Consider the following 25328-nt stretch of genomic DNA (forward strand, 5'->3'; position numbering starts at 1 on the left):
TTCAGCCACGTGGACGTCAGCACGACCTGGCGCGACGCCGAAGACCTCCGCCCCACCGCCACCCTGCCGGTGCTCCCCGTCCTGCGTGAGGTGCCGGACGGAATGGGGAAGGAGCACGTGTTCTGGCACGGAGGCGAGGAATATCCGGACGCGCGGTCAGTGGGGACGACGGTTCCGGACCATGGCGGGCGAGCATGTGTCGCCGGGCGGACGGCGGATGCGGGTACTGAACGACCAGCCGAACGCGGGGGGCGTTCGGAGCGCCGTCGCCAGCATGGTCACGGCTGTGCGGATCATCAGCGGCGATAGCCCGGTCCACTACAACGCCGACGCCAGGAACCGACTGGGCGACGAGTTGCGCCTGGACGTCGCGGCGGCCGACGAACACGGCCGGATCCGTGAGGAGACCGTGGAGGACGTGACGCGGCGGCTCGCCGGCGTCACCAAGGGCGTTCGGCGCCTGCGCACAGGCGACGAACGCAGGGAGACCATCGCCTTCCTCAAGGTCCACCCGGTGTTCACCGACGGCTGGATCGGCCAGCCCCAGTTCGCCCATCTCTGACGAGTGCGTCCGGGAGGTGACCCGCCATGGGGCAGTGGGACACTGTCCGTGTGATCCAGGACCCGCAGGAAGTGGTCATCCAGGAGGATGGCACCCTTGCTGCCCGTGAGCCTTCTCGTCCAGGCCGGCCTCAACCTGGGTGAGAAGGTCATGGCGGTGAGCACGGAGGACGGGAAGGTCGTACTGCGGCGGCTGGCGGACGCCGTGGACGACCTGCTCAGCGGCCGTCCCCTTTAACGAGAGAGGGCGAGGACCGGGAACCCGATCGCCGAGCCCGAACCTCCCGTGAGACCAGCTCGGCCGCCGTCTCCGGGGCCTCGTGCTCCCACACACGGATCACGCTCCAACCGGCCGCCCGGAGAATCTCGTTGGTCTCGCGGTCCCTGTTCCTGTTGCCCTCGATCTTCTCTTGCCAGAACTCGGCGTTGCGGGTCGCGGGCCGGTAGTGCTCCGGGCAGCCGTGCCAGAAGCAGCCGTCGACGAAGACGGCCACCCTGACGCCGGGAAACACCAGGTCAGCCCGGCGCCGGACCTGGGGCACAGGGCGGGCGTCAACCCGGTAGCGCAGGCCGCTCGCGTGCAGAAGCCTGCGCAGAGCCAGCTCCGGTGCGGTGTCCTTCCCGCGGTTGGCGCGCATGACGGCCCGGACGGCCTGGGAGGACGCCGTGGAGCCCTCGGGCGGCGGGGGATCGGTGACCAGACCCATCAGCCGTGCCTGGCGCCACGCCTCGGCCAGGTTCTCGCCGCGGGTGAGGTAGTCGACCTCGCAGACGTAGCGCTCCCGCGTGACGCCATCGCACGACCAGCGGAGGTAGGCGCGGATGCGCCGCGTGCGCCGGTAGAGCTTCAACGCGATGGAGGCGCGCGCGTAGCGGCCGTTGCCGAGGTCCACCGCGCGGCGGTGGCGTCCGCCAGCGGCGCGGTCCTGCTCAACGGCCGGCGCGGCCGCGCCGGCCCGTCGCTTGTAGGCGCCCTCGGGAGGGAGGCTCTCCTTCCATCGTCCGGCGCGCTCGGCCGGCCGGGTCGCGGGCGTCACTGTCCGGCCGCGTCCAAGGCGTGCGAGACCGCCCTGGCGAAGAACTCGCCGAGGACCACCGGGACGGCGTTGCCGAGCTGCCGCATCTGCTCGCCGCGTGGGCCGCAGCCGACCCACTTGTCGGGGAAGGTCATGACGCGGGCCGTCTCACGGACGGTCATGTACCGGTGGAGGTAGCGCCAGCCGCCCGGGGCGGACGGGTCCTCGACACGCTTGTCGAGCTCCATCACGGACTCACCGCCCGGGACACCGTGGACCCCGGCCTTCACTGTCTTGGCGGGGCGATCCAGCTCATTGGGGGTGTGGCCCTTGTAGATCCGGGCGCCGGGCCAGCCGATGTGCCCGGTGAAGAGACCCTCGCCGAAGTCGCGCTTCTCGTCGAGTCGCGCGTGGTCGACCTCGGGCAGCGGGTCAAGCCGCTCGCCGTCGGCGCGGTAACCCCTGATCGCGTCCCGGAAGGTGAGCCATGGCCGACGCCCGTCGTCCTCGACGTCCCGGGGCAGGCGCGCCATGACGCGCTCCCTGACGTGAGGCTCGACGTCATGGCGGTCCCAGTAGGACCCGTCCCGCATGGAACGGTAGAGGGCGGCCTGCGAGAAGGGATGGGCCCTGACCTCGTGGGCGAAGTCCCTGACGACGTCGACGCCGAGGTCGGCCCGGAAGGCGACGATGACCACGCGGTTCCGCACCTGCGGAACGCCGTAGTCGGCGGCGTTGACGGGGAAGGCGATCACCCGGTAGCGATCGGGGTCGCGGTCCCCGACCGGGAGGCCGCCGTCGACGTCCAGGCCGTGGGACATCGGGTCCGGCTCACCCAGGGCCTCCATCAGCGAGCGGTTGTGCTCCTGCCACGTCCGCCGGGGGTCGCGCTCCATGAAGGGTAGGCGAAGCTCGTTCTTGATGTACTCGAAGTAACCAGCAAATGAGGGCCGGAGGAGTCCGCGGACGTTCTCACAGATGACGGCCTTGGGCCGCATCTCGCGGACGGCGTTGAAGACGGCGGGGAACATGTTCCGCTTGTCCTCGTCGCCCTTCGCGACACCGCCGGCGCTGAACGGCTGGCAGGGCGGCCCGCCGGCCAGGACATCGACCTCGCCCTCGAACTTACGGAGGTCGAGCTCGCGCACGTCACCCGGGTACAGGGGGGCGGGCTTGCCGGGGGCCGGGGGGACCGGCGCGGTGTCCCGGGTCAGGACGAGCCCGGAATCGCCGAGCACCCGGCCGGCACTGGCGATCAGGGTCTCGCAGGCGCGATTGTTGAACTCGTTGAACAGGAGGGGGCGGAACCCCGCGCGGTGGACCCCCATCGCGAGGCCGCCCCCGCCCGCGAACAGCTCCACGCTTGTCCGGTCGCGCGGGATCTTGGTCTCTTCTGGCTGGTCACCCATGGCCGAATCGTACCGCGGAATGGCCGGTTCGCAGGGCATTTCACTCGAACGAGTGAGCGAGAAGTGTGCAACCTCATAGAGTGTCCTCGCCACCCTGGCGCGAGGAAAGAGAACGATGACGCAGAGCACGGACGGCCGCAGGGAGTTCCACGACCACTTCCGCCTGAGTATCACGAAAGCACTCGGGGACCAGCTCGCCGAGGCGCTGGAGAGGCTCGGGAGCGCCGAACTGAGCGAGCCGAACCTCGCGGCGCTGGAGGAACGCCCGGGCGTGTACCAGCTCTACCACAAAGGCGCGCTCGTCTACGTGGGCAAGGCGGACCGGCGGCACAAGGGGCTGCCCGGGCGGCTCCGCAACCACCTGCGCAAGCTCTCGGGCCGCCGCAACATCCACCTGGCGGACATCTCGTTCCGCTGCCTGTACGTGGACGAGGACTTCTCGGCCCTGGCCCCCGAGCAGCTCCTCATCAACCACCACCGGAGCAGGGGTGGAATCCCCTGGAATAACAGCGGGTTCGGGAGCAAGGACCCGGGCCGGAGGCGGGACAGGACGGTCCTCAAGAAGGACCACTTCGACGTCCAGTACCCGATCAACCTCGAGGCGCGGCTCCACGGCCTCCCCGCGGGCGATGTGGACCTGCGCTCGTACCTGAGAAGCCTGAAGGCCGCGCTGCCGTACAACTTCCGCTACGAGGAGCCCGACGGCCACGGGGGCACGATCCTGCGGGTCCCAGAGGGGGAACCGACCGCGGACGAGGCGCTGCGGGTCGCGTCCGCCGCGCTGCCGGCCTCCTGGCAGATCACCGCGCTCCTCAACTACGTGATCATGTATGAGGAGAACCAGCGCTACAAGAGCGCGTCGCGGTACTACCGAGCCGGGGAAGCCGTCGACCAGGAACCGGAGAAGTCCACCGCGCCACTCACCTCTGAGGACCTCGAAGAAACCGAGTAGCGGCGCCGGCCAGGGACCCCACGCAACCCAGGCCGCCGCGCCGGGTCGTCAACGACTCGATCGGGTCGGCGCGCGGTCACCCTCGGCCGCCGCCGAGCGCCCCCCTCTGGGGAGTCGACGCCGACGCCCCCGGAGGCGTCGGCGCGACCATGGACGTCTCCGAGCGTGACTCGGCGGCGCGGTGATCGGTCGCGAGGGACAGGTTGAAGGTGAGGTCCTCCAGGATCTCGGGCGGCACGTCGGTGGAGAGGCCGATGGCCCAGGCCGGTTGGTCGGTGGTCGCGAGGCCCGGGTTCTCCCGTCGGAGTCCTGAAGAGGGCAAGGGGAGTTGTCCCGGCGTTCGAGCGAACCCAGGCACCCCCAGGCCGCAAGCGGTCAAAGGAGAAACAGTGTTGTCAGTGCTGGGGGTGATGATGACTTCACATACTGTCCATGAGGGTTGCTTGCATGGGCGACGCCTTCTCTCTGCCCGCAGTGCCCCACCCGCTTCGATACCGGCTTGGTATCTTGCCCGAATGGCGATGACGCCCCGGCTCCCCCACGACCTTGACGCGAAGCTCACCGAGCGGGCTCGTCGGGAGGGCCGCAGCAAGCAGGTGCTTGCCATTGAAGCCATCCGGGACGCCCAGAACCGGGCGGAGCTGAAGGTCGATGACGTCCTGGCCGAGCTGATGGACAGCGATGCGGAGGTTCTGGATTACCTGAAGTGACGGACGTGCGGTGCCTCGAGATCGACGAGATCCTGGCCATCGCCCGGGCGGTCAACGGGACCGAGCACGGCGTCCGCGACATGGCCCGCAATCACGCGCTGATCGACGGAAACAAGCCCACGGCCTGGCTCGCCATGCGTGTCTTTCTGTGGTGCAACGGCGTTTGCGCCGGTGCGGTCCCGCCGTCCGTCTCCGTGGCCGGCCCGTCTGTCGAGGAAGTCGCGCAGGACACCACCGACGTACCGGCCATGGCCAAGAGCCTCGCGACATGGTTCCCCGTTTCCTGACGTTGGGCGACGCGGGTGGAGGAGCGGATCCTCCACCCGCGTCGGGGACTTGGGAGACGGAGGACACGGATCAGTCGGGCGAGCGTGCAGGCCGTGAGGGCCGCTGCCGGTGTGGGGGCGGCCCTCACGGGTTTCGGTGATCTTCGTGTGGCAGGTCCTGTCAGGCGCGGGTCCAGCGCTGGTTGCTGCCGTTCGAGCAGGAGTAGAGCTGGATCAGGGTGCCGTTGGCGGTGCCGGCTCCGACCGCGTCGAGGCAGAGGCCGGACTGGACGCCGACGATGGATCCGTCGGAGTTGAGGCGCCACTTCTGGTTGTCGCCGCCCCAGCAGCTGTAGATCTGGACCTTGGCGCCGTTGCCGGTGCCGGCGGCGTCCAGACACTTGTCGCCGTAGACCCGCAGCTCACCCGCGTCGGTGTACGTCCACTGCTGGTTGCTGTTGGTGTGGCAGTCCCACAGTTGGATCTGGGTGCCGTCGGTGGTGGCGGCGTTGGGCACGTCCAGGCAGCGGCCCGAAGCGACGCCCTTGATCTGTCCGCCGTCCGCGGGGGGCTCCGTGGAGCCGCCGCCGTTGAGCGCGTTGAGGACGGAGGTGTACGCGGGCTTCTTGCTGCCGTCGTTGTTGAACAGCAGCGGCGTGTCCCCCGATCGCCAGGAGTCCATGTCGCGCACACCCCAGACGGTGACGCCGAGGCAGCGGGAGACGGCCAGGCAGTCGTTGACCACGTTGGCGTAGGTCGTGGGCGAGGCACCCTGGATGTCGAGTTCGGTGACGGCCACGTCGACGCCGAGGGCGGCGAAGTTCTGCAGGGTGGTGCGGAAGTTGCTGTTGTAGGGGCTGCCGCTGTTGAAGTGCGCCTGGAAGCCGACACAGTCGATCGGCACGCCGCGCTGCTTGAAGTCCCGCACCATGTTGTACATGGCCTGGGTCTTGGCCCAAGTCCAGTTCTCGACGTTGTAGTCGTTGTAGCAGAGCTTGGCGGACGGGTCGGCGGCGCGCGCGGTGCGGAAGGCGACCTCGATCCAGTCGTTGCCGGTGCGCTGCAGGTTGGAGTCCCGTCGGGCTCCCGAACTGCCGTCGGCGAACGCCTCGTTCACCACGTCCCACTGCGCGATCTTGCCCTTGTAGTGGGCCATCACGCCGTTGATGTGGTCGATCATCGCCTGGCGCAGCGCGCCGCCGCTCAGGCTCTGCATCCAGCCGGGCTGCTGGGAGTGCCAGGCCAGGGTGTGACCGCGCACCTCCTTGCCGTTCTGCACCGCCCAGTTGTAGACGCGGTCGGCGGCGCTGAAGTCGAACCGGCCCCGCTGCGGCTCGGTGGCGTCGATCTTCATCTCGTTCTCGGCGGTCACCGAGTTGAACTCGCGGTTGGCGATCGACGTGTAGGCCGAGTCGCCCAGCTTGCCCGAGGCGATGGCGACGCCGAAGTAGCGGCCGCTCTGCGCCGCCGCCGCGCCGAGCGTGCTCTCGGCGGCGTGTGCGGTCGGGGGCGTGACCAGGGCGGTGGCCGTACCGGTGGCGCCGATGACCAGCGCCAACAGCAGGCCGCGGATCTTGCGGCGAACGGCGGATCTGGGAAGGGCGTAGGAGCCCATTGCTGTGCCTCCAAAGTGGACATCACGGAAGGGACCGGAGCGTGGGGTGTGCGTCGTCCGCTCCCCTTCGGCGGTCGGGCGGATGGACGGGGCGGGCCGGCCGGGACCCGGGTGGCACGGAAGTACCGGACACAGCGGTCGTGGGACGGGACGGTCTTCGACACAGGTGCGCGGATCTGGTGGGTGGGGGGTTCGAGATCTCGAGCTGTGGCCGGTTTTCCAGACAGGAATGATCGAGGCGTTGATGAGGCATCGTCAATGCCCTGGGCAGAAAAAGTTTCCGTTGGATGTCCGAAACTTTCGATGTGGCGAGGGGTGGGCCGTGGACCTGGGGTTTCGCCGCCTGTGGGGGAAGGAGGGTGGGGGTGGCGGGGTGAGGGTCAGGTGTCGGTGGCGGGAAGTGTGACCTTTCGTGGAGCGGGCGCGTCGAATCTTTCGGTTCCCGTGGCGACGTGTGCGAGAAGTATTGACGCCGTTCCTCGGCTCCCTATCATTCAGGTTGCTCGACACTTCGTATGTCGTTCGGTATTTCGAATGAGGGGACTCGCTCCCTCGTGCGGCAGGGCGGGTGGTGCTCCATGTGTTCCGTGGTGTGTATGTCATGTTCCTGTCAATCCGTTGTCGGTGCTCTCTTCGTCTCAAGGGTGAGGAAGTTCCCATGCACAGAGGAAGTCTGAGCCGCAGTCATCCGTCTGCGGCGCTCGCCGCCGTGGTGGCGGCCCTGGCCGCGTTGGCGGCACTGCTCGTCGCCACCACCTCCCCGGCCCAGGCGGCCACCAGCGGCGCCTTGCGCGGTGTCGGTTCGAACCGGTGTCTCGATGTGCTGGGCGCCGACCAGACCAACGGCACGTACCTGCAGATCTACGACTGCTGGGGCGGGGCCAACCAGCAGTGGACGCTGACGGACGCCGGCCAGCTGACCGTGTTCGGCGACAAGTGCCTGGACGTTCCGGGTCACGCGACCACGGCCGGTACCCGGGTGCAGATCTGGAGCTGCAGCGGTGCCGCGAACCAGCAGTGGCGGGTGAACTCCGACGGCACGGTCGTCGGCGTGGAGTCCGGACTGTGCCTGGACGTGAAGGACAACGCCACGGCCAACGGCGCGGCGGTGCAGCTGTGGACGTGCACCGGTGGCAGCAACCAGAAGTGGACCGGCCTGTCCGGGACCCCGCCGACGGACGGCCCGTGTGCCCTGCCGTCGACGTACCGGTGGACGTCGACGGGCGTACTGGCGCAGCCGGCGCACGGGTGGGACGCGGTGAAGGACTTCACCACCGTGACGCACAACGGCAAGCACCTGGTCTACGCGTCCAACTTCTCGGGGTCGTCGTACGGCTCGATGATGTTCAGCCCCTTCACCAACTGGTCGGACATGGCGTCGGCCGGCCAGACCGCGATGAACCAGGCCGCGGTGGCGCCCACGCTGTTCTACTTCGCGCCCAAGAAGATCTGGGTGCTGGCCTACCAGTGGGGTTCGTGGCCCTTCATCTACCGCACGTCGAGCGACCCCACCAACCCCAACGGCTGGTCCTCCCCGCAGCCGCTGTTCACCGGGAGCATCTCCGGCTCCGACACCGGCCCGATCGACCAGACGCTGATCGCCGACGGCCAGAACATGTACCTGTTCTTCGCCGGTGACAACGGCAAGATCTACCGGGCGAGCATGCCGATCGGGAACTTCCCGGGCAACTTCGGATCGTCGTACACGACGATCATGAGCGACACGAAGGCCAACCTGTTCGAAGGTGTGCAGGTCTACAAGGTCCAGGGCCAGAACCAGTACCTCATGATCGTCGAGGCGATGGGCGCGAACGGGCGCTACTTCCGCTCCTTCACCGCCTCCAGCCTGAACGGGACGTGGACCCCGCAGGCCGCCACCGAGAGCAACCCCTTCGCGGGCAAGGCCAACAGCGGCGCCACCTGGACCAACGACATCAGCCACGGTGACCTGGTCCGCGACAACCCCGACCAGACCATGACCATCGACCCCTGCAACCTGCAGTTCCTGTACCAGGGCAAGGCCCCTGACGCGGGCGGCGAGTACAACCGACTGCCGTGGCGGCCGGGCGTCCTCACCCTGCGACGCTGACCTTCCCGATCCACGGTGACCGTGGCATGAGGAACCCCGGCCGTGCGACGGCCGGGGTTCCTCTCACCTGTCAGTGCGGGCTCGCGGGAGAGACGGCGGTGCCCTCCAGTTCGACCAGCTGACCGGGGATCGCCAGCCGCGTCACCCCGAGCATGGTGGTGGTCGGCGCGACGCCGGCGGCTGCCAGGCGGCCCGCCAGCAGACCGTAGTGCCGGAAGAGCAGATCGACGTCGGTCGTGTAGACGTTGAGCCGCACGAGGTTCGAGAGGGTCATGTCCGCCTCGGCGAGCACCGCCTCGACGTTGTCGGTCGCCAGCGCCAGCTGTGCCGCCATGTCACCGTCGTGCTCCGGCCTGCCGTCCTCGCTCATCGCCGTCTGGCCCGAGATATACAGCGTGCGTGAGGGCCCGGAGACGACCTCGCCCTGGTTGAAGCCCATCTCGACCGACCACGGCACCGGGTTGACCGCGTTACGTTCCATCGCCGTATCTGCTCCCATCGCTGCGTGACGCCGCCCATGCCCACGGCTGGGGCGATCGTTGGGCTCTGACGTCGTGCGAGGAAACCTGCCAGGAAAACGTGACACCGCTGGTCATGTATTTCGCTAGGGTTTTTTTTATGCGCGCCGACCGGCTGGTTTCCCTGGTGCTCCTGCTGCGTCAGCGGGGCCGGATGACCGCGGAGCAACTCGCCCGTGAGCTGGAGGTGTCGACCCGGACGGTGCTGCGCGACATGGAGGCGCTCTCCGCGGCGGGGGTCCCGGTCTACTCCGAGCGCGGGCGGCACGGCGGGTTCGCGCTGCTGCCGGATTTCCGGACGGCGCTCACCGGCCTGAACCACGACGAGGCGCTCGCCCTCGTGGTGGCCGGATCACGGCGCGGCGCGCAGCTGTTCGGACTGGGTTTGGCGCTCGCCTCGGCCGTGCTGAAAGTGGTCGACGCGCTGCCCGAGGGGCTGCGGGACACCGCCGCCGGAGCGGCCCAGCGGCTGCTCATCGATCCGGAGACCGATCTCCTCTCGCGGCGGGTGGCCCCCGAGGAGATCTCCGACTCCATCGCCGCCGAGATCCGGCGCGCGGTGTTCGCCGGGCACCGGCTGCGCATCCACTACGAGGCCGTGGGCCGGCTCCCGAAGTGGCGCACGGTGGACCCGATCGGTCTGGTCACCGTCAGGGACCAGGGCTATCTGCTGGCCAGGCGGGGCACCGAGGACCGCACCTACCGGTTGAGCCGGGTCCTGGCCGCGGAGGAGCTGGACGAGCCCGCGCGGCGTTCGGAGACGGTCGACCTGGACCGGGCCTGGCGCGAACGTAACGTGCGGTTCCGGACCGGCGGGGACAACATCGCCGTGGCGGTCCGCGTGGACCCCGCGCACCGGGAGCACCTGGTCGCCACCGCCCTGGCGGTCGCTTCCGAGGAGACCACCGAGGACGGCCGGCTCCGGCTGCACGTCGTCTTCCAGGACGCACGGCACGCGGAATGGGCGCTGTGGCAGCACGCCCCGTACGCGGAGGCGGAGGCCCCGCAGTGGCTGCGCAGTTCCCTGCACGAACGGGCGGCGGCGGTCGCGGCCCGCTACCGGCCATCGGCCTGAACGTTGCGTCCGTCCCGTCCGTCCCGTCCGCCTCGTCCGCCCTGTCCGCCCCGTCCGCCCCGTCCGCCCTGTCCGCCCTGTCCGCCCCGTCCGTCCATGCGCCCGTCCGCTCGTCCGCCCGTACGGAGGCATGCGGTGTTCCGGCCGAAAATCGTGAACGGTCGGGCTGCGCGGAGCCGGAGAGCGCGGAACGGCGTCCTTGGTGGCAAGGAACCACCACGGAGGGGAAACCGATGGACCAGCGAACGTCCGACCGCGACGCGGGCCTGACCACGGAATTCGAGAGGGACGCCGTCAGGCTGCTGCTGGAGACGGTGCGCGCGGTGGGCAGACAGGAACGCGCGGACGTCGGCACCGAAGGTCTGTTGTACGCGCTCGTGTCGGGTGACTGGGCCGCGGGTTCCGCGATCGCCCCCGGGACGAGGGCCTCCGGGACACTCGGCGGCTCGATCGGGAGCCGGGGGACGTCGGTGTGGGTCAGCGAAGACAAGGGGGACGGGACGGAGGGAAGCCCGGACGACGAGCGGGAGATCGACGCCGTCTGGCGCGAGGTCCGGCACGAGGAGGCCGAGAGGCTGCGCTGGAAGAACCGGAAGGAGGAGACGCCGCACGGTGTAGAACTCCCGCCGATGACCGGTGCGTTGCGCTCCTGTCTGCGCGGGGCGCTGGAGGCCGCGCGGGAGGAGGGCACCGTGTCCGTGCGCGTCCGCCATGTGGCGCGGGCGCTGGTCGAGCTGCCCGATACGCGTGCCCGCGAGGCCCTGGTGCTGGAGAAGCTGGACATCGCGGCTGCAGCGGCGGCGCTCGACGCGTTGCGGGGGAGGGACGAAGCGCCGGAGCCCGGTCCGGTGCTGCTGATGCGCAAGGCGGGGACGTTCGGGAAGAGCGGTAATCCGCTGACCCGGAAGGTCATGGCCTGGGTGTCCGGGGGCGGCGCCGGGTTCGGCTCCGCGGTCGTGGGCGCGGTGCGCGCGGAGGCACGGCGGGGGGCGGTGCGGCGCGGGGCGCCCCGGACGGAGCCGGTCGATCTGCTGCTGGGCATCCTGGCGCTGGACCGGTCGCTGGCCGTGGCGGGCCGCGAGCTGCCCGGGGAACTGGCGGGAGCGAACCGGGGGGCGGAACTCCTGCGCCGCCACGGCGCACGACAGGGTGCTCTTGCCCGCGTGCTGCTGCCCTCCTCCGGGGTCGCCCAGGAGACGCCCCCGGAGGACACCGGCCCCGCCGACTTCGAACAACGGCTCCTGCACGTCACGCAGCTCACCGCCTCCGCCCAGGGCTCGCCGACGGTCGGCACGACGCATCTGCTGGCTGCCCTGCTGGACGGCAAGGGGACGGACGCGGCGTCCGCGGCGGAGGTCGCGCGGGTCCTGACCGAGAGCGGTGTGGACGTCGACGGGTTGCGGGCGGAGCCGGAGCTTCGGGTACCCGGGGGAGCGGCAGAAGGAGTCTGAGACGGGGCGGGGCGGGGCGGTCGCGGTCCACCGCGAGGCGGGCGGGGCGGGGTCGGTCCACCGCGGGGCGTACGGGTGCGGGGCATGTGGCTGCGGGTGCGTGTCCGGCGGCCGGGGGGGGCGGAGGCCGGCGGGAGGGCGAGGTCAGTACGGCGGTCATGGCGGTCATGGCGGCCAGAACACCTCCGATGAGGACGCCCCGCGCCCAGCGGCTGCGCGGCCGGGCTTGACCTTGACACGTTGTTAAGGTGTGCCCTGGGTGCAGGAGGTGGTCCCGATCAACACCACAGACGGAACCGACCGCAACACCCGTGTGGCCCGAGCCCTGAGCGCCGAGGACGGGTCGGTCCGGCTCCAGGCGGCCCTGGCGGCCGGTACGCACCCCGACCCGGCCTTCCTGGAGGCGCTCGTCGGGCGGTGCGCCGTCGAGCCGGACTTCTTCGTGCGGGACATGCTGTCCTGGGCGCTGACCCGGCTCCCGCCGGAGGTCACCTTGCCCCGGGTCCGCCGCGAACTCGGCGCCGAGCGCGCCCAGGCCCGCAGCCAGGCGCTGCACACGCTCTCCAAGATCGGTGACCGGAGCGCGTGGGCCTGGATCACCCGCGGCATGCTGCGGGACGCCGACGACGAGGTGGCGCGGACCGCGTGGCGGGTCGCCGTCGTCCTCGTACCCGAGGAGGAGAAGGAGGACCTGGCCGGCGAACTGGCCGGACAGCTCGGCCGCGGCGACCGCGAGGTGCGGCTCAGCCTCAGCCGGGCCCTCATCGACCTCGGGGACGTGACGGAGCCCGTCCTGGCGAAGGCGTCGGCGTCCCCCGACCCGGAGGTCGCCGCGCACGCCCGCGCCACCGAACTGCTCCGGCGGGACCCGGAGGCGGGTTTCGACGCCGCCGTGGAGGAGGCGAAGCGGATCGTCGCCCTCGGCCCCGCGCACGCCGCCGCGTCCGACGAGGAGACGGCGAGGCCCGTGGAGCCCGACGAGACCCCGGAGACCGCCGAGTGCTGATCGGTGAAGTGGCCCGGCGCTCGGGGGTGAGCCCCCGCATGCTGCGGCATTACGACGCCCTGGGGCTGGTGCGGCCGACCGGACGCACCGTCGGCGGCTACCGCGCGTACTCCGCCGAGGACGTCCGCAGGATCTTCCACGTGGAGAGCCTGCGCTCCCTCGGGCTGTCGCTCAAGCAGATCGGGCGCGCGCTGGAGGATCCCGCCTTCTCACCGTCCGCCCTGGTCGGCGACCTCATCCGGTGGACGGAGGACCGACTGGAACGGGAACGGGAGCTGCTGGCGAGGCTCCGCGCCATCGACGCGTCGGCTCCCGCCGACTGGCAGGACGTCCTGCACGTCGTCTCCCTCATGCAGGGCCTCGACTCGGCGAGCGCCGCGCGCAGACAGCAGACCGTGCTGGGCCGGCCGGAGGGCGCCGCCCTCCCGGCCGAGCTGCTGGCCGGGGCCGTCCTGTCCGAGTCCGACCCCGTCGTCGCGGGTGCCCTGCGCTGGGCGCTCGCCCGGTCGGACGGGGACGGACTCGCGACCCTGGCGGCCGGCCTCCACTCGGACGACGCCGACGTACGGCGGCGCGCGGTGCTGGCGATCGCCGCGCTGCCCGAGACCCCAGCGGCCTCGGAGGCCCTGGAGGAGGTGCTCGGGGACACGGACCCGACGGTGCGCGGGCAGGCGGCGCTGGCGCTGGGCGGACGTGGTGTGGGCGCCGCCGTCCCGGCCCTGGTCGGCATGGTGGTGGAGGGCGTCAACGACGTCGACGCGGCCGAGGTCCTGGGGGCGTTGTCCCGGGACCCCGACCGCGCGGAGCGGATCATGGCCGCCCTGGTCGGTGAACTGGCGGCCCCCTCCGCCGGCCCGGCGACGCGGATCCGCCTGGCGCAGGCACTGGTCGAGCTGTCGGGGGACGCCCCGCTGGAGGTACTGCGCGGGCTGGCCCGCGACGACGACCGTGCCGTCGCCCTGGTCGCCTCGGCCTTCGTCGGGGTGCTGGACAAGCGGTCCGCCGAGGACCGGGATGATCCACCGCCCGTAGACTCGGGGGGTGACGGCCGGCCGAGCGACGCGCGGTGAGGGGTATCCGACGATGGTGGACCGCGACCTGGCGGCGCTCGACGACCCGGTGGGGCAGTCGCTTCTCGGGCACCACGCCCCTCTGGCCCGCCGGTACGGCCGGGCCCTCGGCTACCTGCCGGACGTCGCGACCTTCGCCGCGGTGCCCGCCGGCCCGGACGCCGCCGCTCCGGAGGCGACGGACGCCACGGTGTGGGCCGACCTCGCCCGGCTGCTCGGCCCCGGGGAACTCGCCGACCTGTTCAGCTCCCCGGCGACCCCGCCGCCGGACTGGGAGCCGGTCTTCGAGCTGGCGGGCCGGCAGATGATCTGGCCCGGCACCGGCCGGCCCGCCCCGGCGGTCACCGGGGCGGACGTGGTCGAACTGGGCGCGGACAGCGTGCCGGAGATGCTCGATCTCGTCGAGCGGACCCGGCCGGGACCGTTCTGGAAGCGCACCGTGGAACTGGGCACGTACCTCGGCATCCGGCACGAGGGCACGCTGGTGGCGATGGCCGGTGAACGACTGCGGCCACCGGGCTGGACGGAGATCAGCGCCGTCTGCACCGCCCCGGAGGCCCGCGGACGCGGGCACGCCGCCCGCCTGGTCGGTGCGCTGGCGGCCCGTGTCCTGGCGCGCGGTGAGCGGCCCTTCCTGCACGTGGCGGAGGCGAACACCGCCGCGATCGCGCTCTACGAGGGACTGGGGTTCGAGACCCGCGGGGCGGTGACCTTCCGGGGCTTTCGCGTTCCGTGACGGTCGGAGGCGGGTGAGCCGCCCCCTCAGCGGCCGATCAGCTCCGCGAACCGTCCGGCGTCGACGTTGCCCCCGGAGGCGATGACGCCGATCCGGCGTGGGCGGGGTTCCGGACGTCCGGCCAGGAGCGCGGCCAGGGCGGTGGCGCCGCTGGGTTCGAGGACGATCTTCAGTCGTTCGAAGGCGAAGCGCATGGCGGCGACGATCTCGTCGTCGCTGACGAGGGTGATCGCGTCGACCAGGCGCCGGTTGAGGGAGAAGGTCAGCTCGCCCGGGGTGGGCAGGGCCTGGCCGTCGGCGATGGTCCGGGGGACGGGAATCGTGACGCGTGCGCCGCTGTCCAGGGACCGCTTGGTGTCGTCGCCCGCCTCGGGCTCCACGCCGATCACCCGGATTCCGGGGTGCAGGGCCTTGGCGGCGGTGGCGCTGCCGGCGATGAGTCCACCGCCGCCGACGGGGACGACGAGGGCGTCGAGCGGGCCGGTCTCCTCCAGGAGTTCCAGGGCGGCGGTGCCCTGGCCGGAGATGACGTGCGGATGGTCGTACGGCGGGATCAGGGCGAGGCCGCGCTCCTCGGCGAGGGCTTCGCCGAGGGCGGTGCGGTCCTGGGTGTAGCGGTCGTAGGTGACGATCTCGGCGCCGTACCCCGCGGTGGCCTCGCGCTTGGCGCGCGGGGCGTCCTCGGGCATGAGGACGACGGCGGTGGTGCCCAGTTCCCGGGCGGCCAGCGCCACCGCCTGGGCGTGGTTGCCGGAGGAGTACGCGGCGATGCCCTTCGCCAACTGCCCGGCGGACAGCCGGGAGGCCGCGTTGTAGGCGCCGCGGAACTTGAAGGCGCCGACGCGCTGGAAGTTCTCGCACTTCACGAACGTCTCGGCGCCGACCAGGGCGTCGAGCGCGCGGGAGGTGAGGACCGGGGTGCGGTGGGCGACGCCGTCGAGACGCGTGGCGGCGTCCCGGACGTCGACGAAGGTGACGGGCGGTGCGGCGGTCATGGTGTGAGGTCCCTCCTGGAGAGCTCCGAGCGGGTCGGCTCTGCCCCGCGTGGCGTCGCGTGGGTCAACGTAGTGTCCCGCTCCGGCCTCCTTCGCCGGCTCGGTCGCCGGCGTCCCAGGTGTTCGGGGCGTGTTTCGCCTCGTACGGGAAACCTGAGGCGCCATGGCAAGACTCGCGACACGACGACCCGCGGACACTCCTGGCAGCCCGGCGCTCAAGCGCGCGCTGACCACTCCGCTGCTGTACTTCTTCATCCTCGGCGACGTCCTCGGTGCCGGCGTCTACGTCCTGGTGGGACAGGTCGCCGCCGACGCGGGGGGCGCGGTGTGGGTGCCGCTGGGCGTCGCGCTGCTCCTGGCGATGCTGACCGCCGCCTCCTATGCCGAGCTGGCCACGAAGTACCCGCGTGCGGGTGGCGCCTCCCACTACGCGACCCGCGCCTTCGGGCCGTTCGCGGGGTTCGTCGCCGGCTTCTGCATGCTGGCCGCGGGCATCGTCTCCGTGGCCGCCCTGGCCCGCGGCTTCGGCGGCGACTACCTGTCGGCGTTCGTGACCCTGCCCGTCGGGCTCGTCGCGGTCGTGTTCCTCGCCGTGCTCGCGCTGGTCAACGCGCGCGGTATCAAGGAGTCCACCCGCGCCAACGTCGTCGCCACCGTCGTCGAGGTCGGCGGCCTCCTCGTCATCGTCGCCCTCGGCGGCTGGCTGCTGCTGCGCGGGGACGGCGACGTGGGCCGGCTGGGACAGCTCGGCACCCCGGAGAAGGGGGCCGCAGCGGCCGTACTGAGCGGCTCCGTGCTGGCGTACTACTCCTTCGTCGGCTTCGAGACCTCGGTGAACGTCGCCGAGGAGACCCGCGACCCCCGCCGCTCCTACCCCCGCGCCCTCTTCGGTGCCCTGGCAACGGCCGGCGCCGTGTACGTCCTGGTGGGCCTCGCCGCGTCCGTCGCCGTCCCGACGGCCCGGCTGGCCGAGTCGAGCGGGCCGCTCCTGGAGGTCGTCGAGGAGGCCGGCGGAGTGCCGCCCCGGGTGTTCAGCGCCATCGCCCTCGTCGCCGTGGCGAACGGCGCGCTGCTCACCGGCATCATGTCCTCCCGCCTCGCCTACGGCATGGCCCGCGACGGCCTGCTGCCCGCCGCGCTGACCAGGGTCCTGCCCGGCCGTCGTACACCGTGGGTGGCGATCGCGCTCACCACCCTCCTGTCGATGCTGCTCGCGCTCACCGGCAGCGTCGCCACCCTGGCGTCCACCCTGGTCCTGCTGCTGCTCGTGGTCTTCCTCATGGTCAACACGGCCGTACTGGTCCTGCGCCGCGACCCCGGCGAGGCCGGTCACTTCCGGGCCCCCACCGTGCTGCCCGTGCTGGGCGCCGCGTCGTGCGTCGCCCTCGCCACGCAGATCGAGGCCGAGGTGTGGCTGCGCGGTCTCCTGGTGGTGGCCGTCGGGGCGGTGCTCGCCGCGCTCGCCGCCGTCCGGCGGTCCGGAGGGGCGCGGGAGGACGCCCGCGACGAGGCCGACGGGTAGGTGCCGCGACCGAGCGCGCCGCTCAGCCGGCCTGGAGCACGGGGCCCGGCGCGAGGAGGGCGTTGACCTTCACCACCTCCAGTGCCACGGAGCACAGGTGGGCACGGGAGCGGTGCGACGCCGGTCCTCATCCGCGAGCACGGCGGTGGAGCGGCCACTCTAGGGCGCCCGCCACGGCTGTCGACGTCGGATCGGTCGCGGACCCGCTGGTGCGGGAGCCCGGGTACGGCAACGGTGACGAGGGGCCGGGGCGGGCCACCTGCCCGGCCGGTGGCCCGCACACGTGCCAGAATGGACGCTCCCGCACCCCAGCCACCCCGGTCCCAGAGGTTCCCGTGACCAAGCCCGTCGCCCGTGAGCCGCAGCGGCGCAACGCCCGGTCCAACCGGGCGCGCATCCTCGCCACGGCCCGCCGGGAGCTGGGACGGAACCCGGACACCACGCTGGAGGAGCTGGCCCGGGCCGCCGGCGTCGTACGGCGGACCCTCTTCGGCCACTTCCCGGGCCGCGCGGCGCTGCTGGAGGCGCTCGCCGAGGAGGCGTCCGAGGCGCTGCGCGGCGCCATGACCGCCTGGGCCGAGCGGGGCGGGCCCGCCGAACCGGCCGAGCGGGCGCTGGCCCACTTCAACCTGCTCATGTGGCCGGTGGGCGACCGCTACCGCATGCTCCTCGCGCTGGCCCGGCACGATCTGGGCGAGGGACGGGTGGCCGAGATCCTGGCGCCGGCCCGCGCCGAGGTGGCCGCGGTCCTGGAGCGCGGGCAGCGGGACGGCGCCTTCCCCGCGCACCTGCCGCCGGCGGTGCTGAGCGCCGGGCTGGAGGCGATGACCGTCGCCCTGCTGGAGCAGGTCAACACCGGGGCCCTGGAGGACGACGGCACCCGAGCCGCCACGGCCGCGCTCATCGCGGCCGGTGTACCCGAGGCACGGGCCCGGACCGTGGTCCTGGACGTGGCGTCCACGGTGCCCCGGGAGCCCGCGGAGGCCACCGAACCCCCGGCACCCACCCCGCACGACGACCCCCACCCCGCCCACCCCGTCCAGGAGTAGTCCCCCGGCCCCCACGCCCGGCCGGTGTGCTGCCCCGGCCTCAGCGCAGGGGTGAAGCGTCCCGGACCGCGCGCTGCCGGTGGGGGAGTGCCCGGTCGGCCACGGCGCCCGGTCGACCACCGCGCCCGGTCAGGCTGCCACGTTCCGTCGGAGTGCCGCCCAGGCCACCGTGCCCGGCCTTTTCCCGTCCGGCTGCCGCGCCCTGCCGGAGCGCGTCCCCGGCGCAGTCCCCGCCGGTTGCCCCGTCCGCCACCGCGCCCGCCACCGTGTTCCGCTCACCGGCGCCCGCCACCCACCACAGCCCGCCACCCACGACCGCGCTCCGCCCGCTCGACGCACGCTCCCGCGCTCCCCGACCCGCGCTCTCCGCCCCGGGGCCCCCCTGGGCCCCCCGGCCCCCGGGGCACCCCTCGGCACCCGGCGCACCCTCCGCCCTATTTGCTCATCCCTGGGCAACAAAATACCCTGGCAGCATTCTGCACACCGATGGGCAAATAACCGGCCGAGCCGGTCACGTCCGCGCTGCCCTCGCCATCCGGGAGCCTGTTATGTCCCTCCTAGTCACCACACCCGTCGAGAAGATGACCGGTCCCTATCCACGGCGCTGGTGGGCCCTGCTGGTGCTCTGCCTGAGTCTGCTGATCGTCGTCATGGCCAACACGTCCCTGATCGTGGCGGCCCCGGACATGACGGCCGACCTGGGTCTGAGCAGCAGCGACCTGCAGTGGGTCATCGACGGCTACACCGTCCCCTACGCCGCCCTGATGCTGGTCCTCGGCGCGATCGGCGACAAGTACAGCCGTCGCGGCGCGCTGATCACCGGCCTGGTGGTCTTCGCGGGCGGCTCGGTGATGGGCAGCCTGGTGGACGAGACCGGGCTGGTCATCGCGGCCCGGGCGATCATGGGCGTCGGCGCCGCCGTGGTCATGCCGGCCACGCTGTCCCTGCTGGTCGCGGTCTTCCCGAAGGGGGAGCGGGCCCGCGCCATCACGGCCTGGACCGCCACCTCCGGCCTGGCCATCGCGGTCGGTCCGCTGGTCGCCGGCTGGCTGCTGGAGGACCACGCCTGGGGCTCCACCTTCCTGGTGAACGTCCCCATCGCCGTCGCCGCCGTCATCGGCGCGCTGGTCCTCGTCCCGCCGTCCAGGGCGGCCGGCATGGGACGGATCGACTACGTCGGCGGCCTGCTGTCCATCGTCTCCGTCGGCAGCCTCGTCTACGCCACCATCGAGGGCCCGCACTTCGGCTGGGGCGCCGGCCCGGTCGCCGCGGCCGTCGTCGCGGGCGTCGGCCTGGTGGCCTTCGTGGCCTGGGAGCTGCGCCACCCGCACCCGATGCTGGACGTCCGCCGGTTCCTGCAGCGCCCCTTCAGCGGCTCCATGCTCGCCGTGCTGTTCTTCTTCTTCGGCACCTACGGCGCCATCTACTACGCCACCCAGTTCCTCCAGTTCGTCCTCGGCTACGGCGCGCTGGAGACCGGCGTACGGCTGCTGCCGCTGGCCGGGGCCGTGTTCGTCGGCGCCGCGGTGACCGGGAAGCTCACCCCGAAGCTGGGCGTGAAGGCCATGGTGGGCTCCGGCATGCTGATCGGCACCGTCGGTGTCTTCCTGCTGGTCCTCGTCGAGAAGGACTCCACCTACGCCGACTTCCTCGCCCCGATGCTGCTGCTCGGCCTCGCCATCGGCCTCAGCGTCTCCCCGGCCACCGACACCATCATGGGCTCCTTCCCGGAGAGCGAACTGGGCGTCGGCGGCGGCGCCAACGACACCGCGCTGGAACTCGGCGGTTCCCTCGGCATCGCCGTCCTGGGCTCCCTGCTAGGCACCGCCTACCGCGACGAACTCGCCGGTCTGGTGGGCGACCGCCTCCCGGCCGCCGCCCTGGACACCGCCCAGGACTCGGTCGGCGGCGGGCTGGCCGTCGCCGAGCGGCTCGCGACCAGTCCGGAGGCCGGACCCCGGCAGGCCCAGGCCCTGGCCGACGCCGTGAACCAGGCGTTCGCCCACGGAGTGTCGGCGACCAGTCTGGTCGGCGGGATCATCATGGCCGCCGGCACCCTGATCGTCCTCGCCGTCCTCCCCGGCCGCCGTGGCGCGCGGCAGCGGCCCGAGGAGAAGCCGGCCGAGGCGCGGCACGCGGAGTACAGCGACTCCGCTCGCTGACCCCGGGCGGGTCCGCGTCACTCCGTCAGCGCGGCCAGCTCCTCGGCCGTACGCGGGCCCGCCGCCGACTCCGCCAACAGCCCCCGCGCCCGCAGCACCGACGCCGCCGCCACCCCCCACGGCAGGCGCAGCCCGGCCTGCCGCAGCAGTTCCGTGCGGGCCAGCGTCGCGGCCGCCGGGCCGGTGTGCACCCCGCCCGGGGTGAGCAGCGCGACCTCGTCCGCCCAGCGCAGGGCGAGGTCGACGTCGTGGGTGGCCATCAGCACCGTGGTGCCGGCCGCGCGGAGCCGGTCCAGGGTGGCCAGCAGCCGCTCCTGCCCGTCCGGATCGAGCCCGGCCGTCGGCTCGTCCAGGATCAGCACCCGGGGCCGCATCGCCACGGCGCCGGCGATCGCGGCCCGCTTGCGCTGCCCGTACGACAGCAGGTGGGTCGGCCGGTCGGCCAGCGCGGCGATGTCCAGCGCGGCGAGCGCCTCCCCGACCCGGGACCGGACCTCCGCGTCGGACAGGCCGAGGTTCAGCGGCCCGAAGGACACGTCCTGCGCCACCGACGCCGCGAAGAGCTGGTCGTCCGGGTCCTGCACCACCAGCTGCACGGTGGTCCGCAACCGGGTCAGCCCACCCCGGTCGTACCGCACCGGCTCCCCGCCGAGGGTCAACCGCCCGGCGTGCGGCCGGAGTCCGCCGCTGAGCAGCCGCATCAGCGTCGTCTTGCCGCTGCCGTTGCGGCCCAGCAGGGCGAGCGCGCGCCCCTCGTGCACCGCGAAGTCCAGGCCGGTCAGCACCGGAGGGTCCTCCTCGTACGCGAAGGACACACCCCGCAGGGCCACCAGGGCCGTCGATTCCGTCGACCGGTCGGGCTCGTTCACGACAGGGGTCCTTCCAGTACGAGGGTGAGGCCGGCCAGCGCCGCCAGCAGCGCGACGCTCGCCGCGGTGAACCGCACCGAGACCCGCGCCTCGGGCACCAGCACCCGCAAGGTGCCGTCGTAGCCGCGCCCGGCGAGCCCGGACTGCAGCCGCGCCGCCCGGTCGAAGGCCCGCACGAACGCCGTGGCGCCCAGCCCGCCGAGCGAACGCCAGGCCGCGGCCCGGCCGGTGTGCCCCAGCCGCGCCGCCTGGGCCTGCCGCACCCGACGCACGGAGTCGAGCAGCAGGAAACTCATGCGGTACGTCACCAGCGCCACGTCCACCACCGGCGCGGGCACCCCGGCCCGTACCAGCCGGGGCAGCAGGTCGGACATCGGCGTGGTGAACGCGAAGAGCAGCACCCCGAGGGTGGCCGCGGAGGTACGCAGCAGCAGCTCACCGGCGCGCACCGGCCCGCCCTCCGCCGCCGTCAGGAAACCGCCCAGGCCCCCGACCTGAACGAGCAGCGGCAGCGCCCCCGTCACGCAGAAGCCCAACGGCACCCGGTACGCCCGCCACAGTCCGCGCCCGGGCACACCGGCCGGTCCCAGCAGCACGGCGAGCGCCGTCACCAGCACCAGCGCCGCACCCGGCCAGGGCGGCAGCGAGATCGCCAGCACGGTCAGCCCGAACCCGAGCACGGCCTTGTCCACGGGATGCCGGCGGCGCCAGCGACTGCTGTGCGCCGCCGCGTCGATCGGCAGCACTCAGTCCCCTTCGGGGGTGTCCCGCGCGGCCGCCGCCCGCTCCTCGCCCTGCCGGCGTCCCCGGCGCAGCCCGAAGTAGTACGCCAGCACGCCCGCGCCGATCGCGGCCTGGAGCGCGAACAGCGCCGACTCGACCTCCCCGGAGGGCGGTTCGTACAGCGGCGAGAACCACGGCTCGTAGTCCGGCTCGATCTCGGTGATCGTCCGCTCCGCCTCCGCGTCGGCCCCGGCGAACGGCTCCTCCTTGTGGTCGCCGAGCCCCAGCACCAGTGGCAGCACCGCGAGCGCGGCCACGGCGAGCAGCAGCAGGGCGTTGATCTTCGCGTTGCGGCTCACCGGGCCACCGCCCGCTCCTTGGCCCCGGCGGTCCCGGACTTCGCCGGCAGCACGCCCAGCCGGGTCAGTTCGCCCTTGCTGGACTGCACCAGCAGCCGCATCACGATCACCGTGAGCAGGCCCTCGCTCACCGCGAGCGGGATCTGGGTGACGGCGAAGACCGACCCGAACTTGCCGAGCGCCCCCAGGAACCCGCTGCCCGGGTCGGGGAAGGCCAGCGCCAGCTGCACACTGGTGACGCAGTACGTGGACAGGTCGGCGACGAACGCCCCGCAGAACACGGTGACCATCAGCGGCACGTCGTAGCGGCGCAGCAGCCGGTAGGCGCCGTACCCGGCCCAGGGGCCGACGACCGCCATCGAGAAGACGTTGGCGCCGAGCGTGGTCAGTCCGCCGTGGGCGAGCAACAGCGCCTGGAAGAGCAGGGTGATGGTGCCCAGCACCGCCATGACCGGCGGCCGGAAGAGGATCGCGCCCAGACCGGTGCCGGTGGGATGCGAGCAACTGCCGGTGACGGACGGCAGTTTCAGGGCCGACAGGACGAACGTGAAGGCCCCGGAGGCGCCGAGGAGCAGCGTGCTCTCCGGGTGCTCCCTGACCTCACGGGTGAGTGACCGTACTCCGTGGACGACGAACGGCGCGGACGCGGCACCCCAGGCGATCGCGTGCGCCGGTGGCAGAAAGCCCTCGGCTATGTGCATGACTCGGCAGACCCTCTCCAGCACCTCGTGGATGGACGACGCGCCTTGGCCGGTCTCCTGGCTTACGGGTACCACCGCCCGTGCCCCGCCTTCCCGGATCGCAAGCGATCCAGTGGCTGCCCGCGAGGGCCGGAGCCGGACTTCCCGATTCACAGTGGCGAGGGCCGCACCGGCATCGCACCGGATTTCCCGTTCACCAAGGCGTGACGACGGTAGTGGTCCCGCCCGGCCGGTGACAAGCGGGCCTCCGGGCCGGCCGACGCGCCGAGCGGCCCGTCACCCGGCCCGGTCCCGGCCCCGGTCCCGGTCCGTGCGACGGACCACCATGTCGCGCATCCGCTGGGTCAGCGCGGTCGCGGCGGCGGTCAGGAACACGAAGCTGTAGGCGATCTGCAGGACGGTGATGATCCGCGCCGACTGACCCCGCGGGGTGATGTCGCCGTACCCGACGGTCGCCAGGGTGACGACGGTGAAGTACAGGGCGTCGACGCGGGTGTGCAGACCGGTGAACTCGCCCGGCTGCTTGGCGAGGGCGTAGTAGGTGGCCGAGAAGACGTGCACGGACAGGACGATCAGCAGGGACAGGACCATCCCGGGCCGGGAGTCCGGCCGGTCGACCAGCACGTGCCGGATCTGCCGGAGCAGCAGCACCGCCACCACGGTCAGGATCAGGGCGAACAACAGCCAGCTCAGCACGGGGCGTTGCGGGCCCAGGTGATCGAGGGGGAGGAGGAAATAGGCCACGACCACGCCCGCCGCGGCCCCGGCCCGCACCACCCAGGGCCGCACCGCCGGCCACCCGCCCCGCACCACCCGGGACCGCACCGCGGGCCACCCGCCCCGCACACCCCGGGGCCGCGCCGCGGGCCGCTCGGTCCGCCGCCCCCTCACCGCGCCGTCCCGGCCGGCGCCCCGCCCTCCGTGCCCGCGCCCGGCTCCCCGTCCGCCCGGGGTTCGGTCCGGCGCGCCACCTGGGCGACGATGAACGCCACCACCGACCCGGTGACGATCAACGGCATCTGGTCGTGCGCGTCGCCGCCCACCAGCAGCACCGACAGCACGGCGCTGGCCAGCGGCAGCCCCGTCACCGCGGCCGCGGCGGCGGAGATGCCGAGGGCGAGCGCCGGGGTCACGCCGAAGCCGGGCAGGCCGGAGCAGGCCAGCGCCGTCGCCGTGCCCAGCAGCACCGCCGGGAAAATCGGGCCGCCGCGCAGGCTGCCCAGCGCGATGCCCCAGGCCAGCCCCTTGCAGGCCACCAGCGCCACCAGCGCGCCCACCGACCAGGCGTGCGGATGCGCGGCGAGCTGGGCGAGCGTCGCCTGCCCGGACAGCGCCGCCTCGGCCGGGGAACGGCCGGTGATCAGGGCGTACGCGGCGATGCAGACGCCGACCGCCGCGGCGCAGACCACGGTGCGGACGGTCGTGCGCTCCCGCGTCCAGGAGACCGTGCGCCGGCCCAGCCCGCGGGCGAGGGTGACCAGCACCGCGATCAGGGCCGCCGTGGGCACGCCCCACAGGAAGTCCCCGGCGTCCGGGGCGGCGCTCGGCGGTACGTCCCGCAGGGCCAGGGCGCCGATCTTCAGCCCGGTCCACTGGCCGAAGCCGGTGAAGACCAGGGCGCCCGTCGCGCTGGCCAGCAGACAGGGCAGCAGCAGGGCGACGAGTTGGGCGCCGCCGAGACCGGCGCCCTCGATGAGCAGGACGGCCGCGACGACGGGACCGCCGAGGATGGTGGAGATCGCGGCGGTGGAGCCGGCCGTGGCGAGGACCGCGCCGGCCCTGGGGTCCGCGGCCGCGCCGGCCCGCCGCACCGCCAGCAGGGCCAGCCCGCTGCCCACGGCCATCAGCGGCGCCTCCGGTCCCAGGACCACCCCCAGGGGCAGCGTGGCCAGCGCGGCCAGGACGGCGCCGGGCAGCGCGCGGGGGCCGACGGGCGCGCCGCCCAGCCCGTTCACCGGCAGATGGCCGCCGCCGCCCGGCATCCGGGTCACGATCGGCGCCAGGATCAGGCCGGCCAGCACCAGCGCGGGCAGCGGCCACCACCAGGGCGGATCGTCGTACCCCACCGCCTCGGGCAGTGCCGTCCACACCCAGTGCTGCAGCTCGTGCTGCAGCCCGACGAAGAAGAAGCAGGCCAGCGCGATGGGCACGCCCAGCAGCACGCACAGCAGCAACAGCCGCAGATAGCCGGGGCTGAGCAGGGTGTGCCGCAGGGACTGCTCGGCCCGGCCCGGCACCGCGTTGGCCGGCGCGGGCTGCGTCGTCACGGGCCCTCCTCCGTCCACCGCACCCGCGGCACCCGGTCGGTGGCGAGCGTTGGCATGTGCGGTCAGTAAACGCGAGCCGTCCGGGCCCCGCACGCGCACGGCGTCCGTCCCGGCGACCGGACGGCGCGGCGCGGCCGCTTCCGGATTCACCCGTTCGGCGGACCCGCATGGCCGGGCGGTGCCGGTGGCCGCAGGCTCGAATGACCT

At 72.7% G+C, this 25328-nt stretch carries 26 protein-coding genes and 1 riboswitch; of the genes, 14 read left to right on the forward strand and 12 right to left on the reverse strand.

From position 1 onward, the window contains the following. Positions 1–181: 181 nt before the first annotated feature. Entirely contained in the window at positions 182–562 is a 381-nt protein-coding gene (locus ACFZP7_RS26110; RefSeq protein ID WP_385636042.1) for a hypothetical protein, read from the forward strand. A gap of 105 nt (positions 563–667) precedes the next feature. Beyond that, positions 668–799 (forward strand): hypothetical protein, encoded by a 132-nt coding sequence (locus ACFZP7_RS26115; RefSeq protein ID WP_385636044.1) that lies wholly within the window; start codon positions 668–670, stop codon positions 797–799. Here ACFZP7_RS26115 and ACFZP7_RS26120 read toward each other — a convergent pair. Together ACFZP7_RS26120 and ACFZP7_RS26125 are read right to left on the reverse strand one after the other, a co-directional pair. After that, positions 780–1598, reverse strand: coding sequence for a very short patch repair endonuclease (locus ACFZP7_RS26120; protein WP_385636047.1), 819 nt, complete (start codon positions 1596–1598; stop codon positions 780–782). The two genes, ACFZP7_RS26115 and ACFZP7_RS26120, sit on opposite strands and share 20 nt — an antisense overlap. After that, complete coding sequence (locus tag ACFZP7_RS26125; RefSeq protein ID WP_385636050.1) at positions 1595–2986, reverse strand: DNA cytosine methyltransferase; 1392 nt, start codon at positions 2984–2986, stop codon at positions 1595–1597. The genes ACFZP7_RS26120 and ACFZP7_RS26125 overlap by 4 nt, the downstream gene beginning before the upstream one ends. A gap of 115 nt (positions 2987–3101) precedes the next feature. Here ACFZP7_RS26125 and ACFZP7_RS26130 point away from each other — a divergent pair, with 115 nt between their 5' ends. Then, on the forward strand, positions 3102–3938 hold the full coding sequence (locus ACFZP7_RS26130; RefSeq protein ID WP_030969150.1) for a GIY-YIG nuclease family protein: 837 nt from the start codon (positions 3102–3104) through the stop codon (positions 3936–3938). Between the two features lie 76 nt (positions 3939–4014). Here the strand turns inward: ACFZP7_RS26130 and ACFZP7_RS26135 are convergent, their stop codons facing one another. Beyond that, complete coding sequence (locus ACFZP7_RS26135; RefSeq protein ID WP_385636054.1) at positions 4015–4260, reverse strand: hypothetical protein; 246 nt, start codon at positions 4258–4260, stop codon at positions 4015–4017. 193 nt (positions 4261–4453) lie between these two features. Between ACFZP7_RS26135 and ACFZP7_RS26140 the strand changes: the two genes are divergently transcribed. Both ACFZP7_RS26140 and ACFZP7_RS26145 read left to right on the forward strand, forming a co-directional pair. Continuing rightward, on the forward strand, positions 4454–4648 hold the full coding sequence (locus ACFZP7_RS26140) for a hypothetical protein (protein ID WP_385636057.1): 195 nt from the start codon (positions 4454–4456) through the stop codon (positions 4646–4648). After that, positions 4645–4935: a toxin gene (locus ACFZP7_RS26145; protein ID WP_385636060.1), complete on the forward strand. Its 291-nt coding sequence runs from the start codon at positions 4645–4647 to the stop codon at positions 4933–4935. The genes ACFZP7_RS26140 and ACFZP7_RS26145 overlap by 4 nt, the downstream gene beginning before the upstream one ends. Positions 4936–5095: 160 nt before the next feature. On the opposite strand, the gene ACFZP7_RS26150 is transcribed toward ACFZP7_RS26145, so the two are convergent. After that, positions 5096–6529, reverse strand: coding sequence for an endo-1,4-beta-xylanase (locus tag ACFZP7_RS26150; protein WP_385636063.1), 1434 nt, complete (start codon positions 6527–6529; stop codon positions 5096–5098). Between the two features lie 658 nt (positions 6530–7187). Here ACFZP7_RS26150 and ACFZP7_RS26155 point away from each other — a divergent pair. Continuing rightward, positions 7188–8618: a non-reducing end alpha-L-arabinofuranosidase family hydrolase gene (locus ACFZP7_RS26155; RefSeq protein ID WP_030969144.1), complete on the forward strand. Its 1431-nt coding sequence runs from the start codon at positions 7188–7190 to the stop codon at positions 8616–8618. Between the two features lie 70 nt (positions 8619–8688). Here ACFZP7_RS26155 and ACFZP7_RS26160 read toward each other — a convergent pair whose 3' ends face one another. After that, entirely contained in the window at positions 8689–9099 is a 411-nt protein-coding gene (locus tag ACFZP7_RS26160) for a RidA family protein (protein WP_046248407.1), read from the reverse strand. A gap of 137 nt (positions 9100–9236) precedes the next feature. Here ACFZP7_RS26160 and ACFZP7_RS26165 point away from each other — a divergent pair, with 137 nt between their 5' ends. The 5 genes from ACFZP7_RS26165 to ACFZP7_RS26185 all read left to right on the forward strand — a co-directional run bounded on the left by ACFZP7_RS26165 (position 9237) and on the right by ACFZP7_RS26185 (position 14474). Further along, positions 9237–10211: a helix-turn-helix transcriptional regulator gene (locus ACFZP7_RS26165; RefSeq protein ID WP_385636066.1), complete on the forward strand. Its 975-nt coding sequence runs from the start codon at positions 9237–9239 to the stop codon at positions 10209–10211. A gap of 233 nt (positions 10212–10444) precedes the next feature. Then, the gene (locus tag ACFZP7_RS26170; RefSeq protein WP_385636069.1) at positions 10445–11662 is read left to right on the forward strand and encodes a hypothetical protein; all 1218 of its coding nucleotides are present in this window, start codon (positions 10445–10447) and stop codon (positions 11660–11662) included. Between the two features lie 259 nt (positions 11663–11921). Beyond that, entirely contained in the window at positions 11922–12668 is a 747-nt protein-coding gene (locus tag ACFZP7_RS26175) for a HEAT repeat domain-containing protein (RefSeq protein ID WP_019325875.1), read from the forward strand. Then, complete coding sequence (locus ACFZP7_RS26180) at positions 12662–13738, forward strand: MerR family transcriptional regulator (protein WP_127434742.1); 1077 nt, start codon at positions 12662–12664, stop codon at positions 13736–13738. The genes ACFZP7_RS26175 and ACFZP7_RS26180 overlap by 7 nt, the downstream gene beginning before the upstream one ends. Positions 13739–13751: 13 nt before the next feature. Continuing rightward, entirely contained in the window at positions 13752–14474 is a 723-nt protein-coding gene (locus ACFZP7_RS26185) for a GNAT family N-acetyltransferase (RefSeq protein WP_385638522.1), read from the forward strand. 26 nt (positions 14475–14500) lie between these two features. On the opposite strand, the gene ACFZP7_RS26190 is transcribed toward ACFZP7_RS26185, so the two are convergent. Next, positions 14501–15469 carry a threo-3-hydroxy-L-aspartate ammonia-lyase gene (locus ACFZP7_RS26190; protein ID WP_385636072.1) on the reverse strand — a complete coding sequence of 323 codons (969 nt, stop codon included), beginning with the start codon at positions 15467–15469 and terminating at the stop codon, positions 14501–14503. Positions 15470–15632: 163 nt separating this feature from the next. Here ACFZP7_RS26190 and ACFZP7_RS26195 point away from each other — a divergent pair, with 163 nt between their 5' ends. The 3 genes from ACFZP7_RS26195 (at position 15633) to ACFZP7_RS26205 (ending at position 20202) form a co-directional block, all read left to right on the forward strand. Continuing rightward, the gene (locus tag ACFZP7_RS26195) at positions 15633–16991 is read left to right on the forward strand and encodes an APC family permease (protein WP_385636075.1); all 1359 of its coding nucleotides are present in this window, start codon (positions 15633–15635) and stop codon (positions 16989–16991) included. A 335-nt stretch (positions 16992–17326) separates the two neighbouring features. Continuing rightward, the gene (locus tag ACFZP7_RS26200; RefSeq protein WP_193515535.1) at positions 17327–18040 is read left to right on the forward strand and encodes a TetR/AcrR family transcriptional regulator; all 714 of its coding nucleotides are present in this window, start codon (positions 17327–17329) and stop codon (positions 18038–18040) included. A gap of 548 nt (positions 18041–18588) precedes the next feature. Further along, complete coding sequence (locus tag ACFZP7_RS26205) at positions 18589–20202, forward strand: MFS transporter (protein ID WP_109204340.1); 1614 nt, start codon at positions 18589–18591, stop codon at positions 20200–20202. 17 nt (positions 20203–20219) lie between these two features. Here ACFZP7_RS26205 and ACFZP7_RS26210 read toward each other — a convergent pair whose 3' ends face one another. The 6 genes from ACFZP7_RS26210 to ACFZP7_RS26235 form a co-directional block, all read right to left on the reverse strand. Continuing rightward, positions 20220–21071 (reverse strand): ATP-binding cassette domain-containing protein, encoded by an 852-nt coding sequence (locus ACFZP7_RS26210; RefSeq protein ID WP_355274469.1) that lies wholly within the window; start codon positions 21069–21071, stop codon positions 20220–20222. After that, complete coding sequence (gene cbiQ / locus ACFZP7_RS26215; protein WP_385636080.1) at positions 21068–21817, reverse strand: cobalt ECF transporter T component CbiQ; 750 nt, start codon at positions 21815–21817, stop codon at positions 21068–21070. The genes ACFZP7_RS26210 and cbiQ overlap by 4 nt, the downstream gene beginning before the upstream one ends. Further along, on the reverse strand, positions 21818–22153 hold the full coding sequence (locus ACFZP7_RS26220; RefSeq protein ID WP_109204337.1) for an energy-coupling factor ABC transporter substrate-binding protein: 336 nt from the start codon (positions 22151–22153) through the stop codon (positions 21818–21820). Further along, positions 22150–22854: an energy-coupling factor ABC transporter permease gene (locus tag ACFZP7_RS26225; protein WP_385636085.1), complete on the reverse strand. Its 705-nt coding sequence runs from the start codon at positions 22852–22854 to the stop codon at positions 22150–22152. Before ACFZP7_RS26225 ends, ACFZP7_RS26220 begins: the two co-directional genes overlap by 4 nt. Before the next feature lie 29 nt (positions 22855–22883). Then, positions 22884–23070: riboswitch (cobalamin riboswitch) on the reverse strand. A 60-nt stretch (positions 23071–23130) separates the two neighbouring features. Next, complete coding sequence (locus ACFZP7_RS26230) at positions 23131–23643, reverse strand: potassium channel family protein (protein ID WP_185908409.1); 513 nt, start codon at positions 23641–23643, stop codon at positions 23131–23133. A gap of 98 nt (positions 23644–23741) precedes the next feature. Then, positions 23742–25121 (reverse strand): chloride channel protein, encoded by a 1380-nt coding sequence (locus ACFZP7_RS26235; RefSeq protein WP_385636088.1) that lies wholly within the window; start codon positions 25119–25121, stop codon positions 23742–23744. Between the last annotated feature and the right edge of the window lie 207 nt (positions 25122–25328).

The sequence above is a fragment of the Streptomyces sp. SudanB5_2050 genome (genome assembly GCF_964272335.1).
Taxonomy (GTDB): Bacteria; Actinomycetota; Actinomycetes; order Streptomycetales; family Streptomycetaceae; genus Streptomyces; species Streptomyces rochei.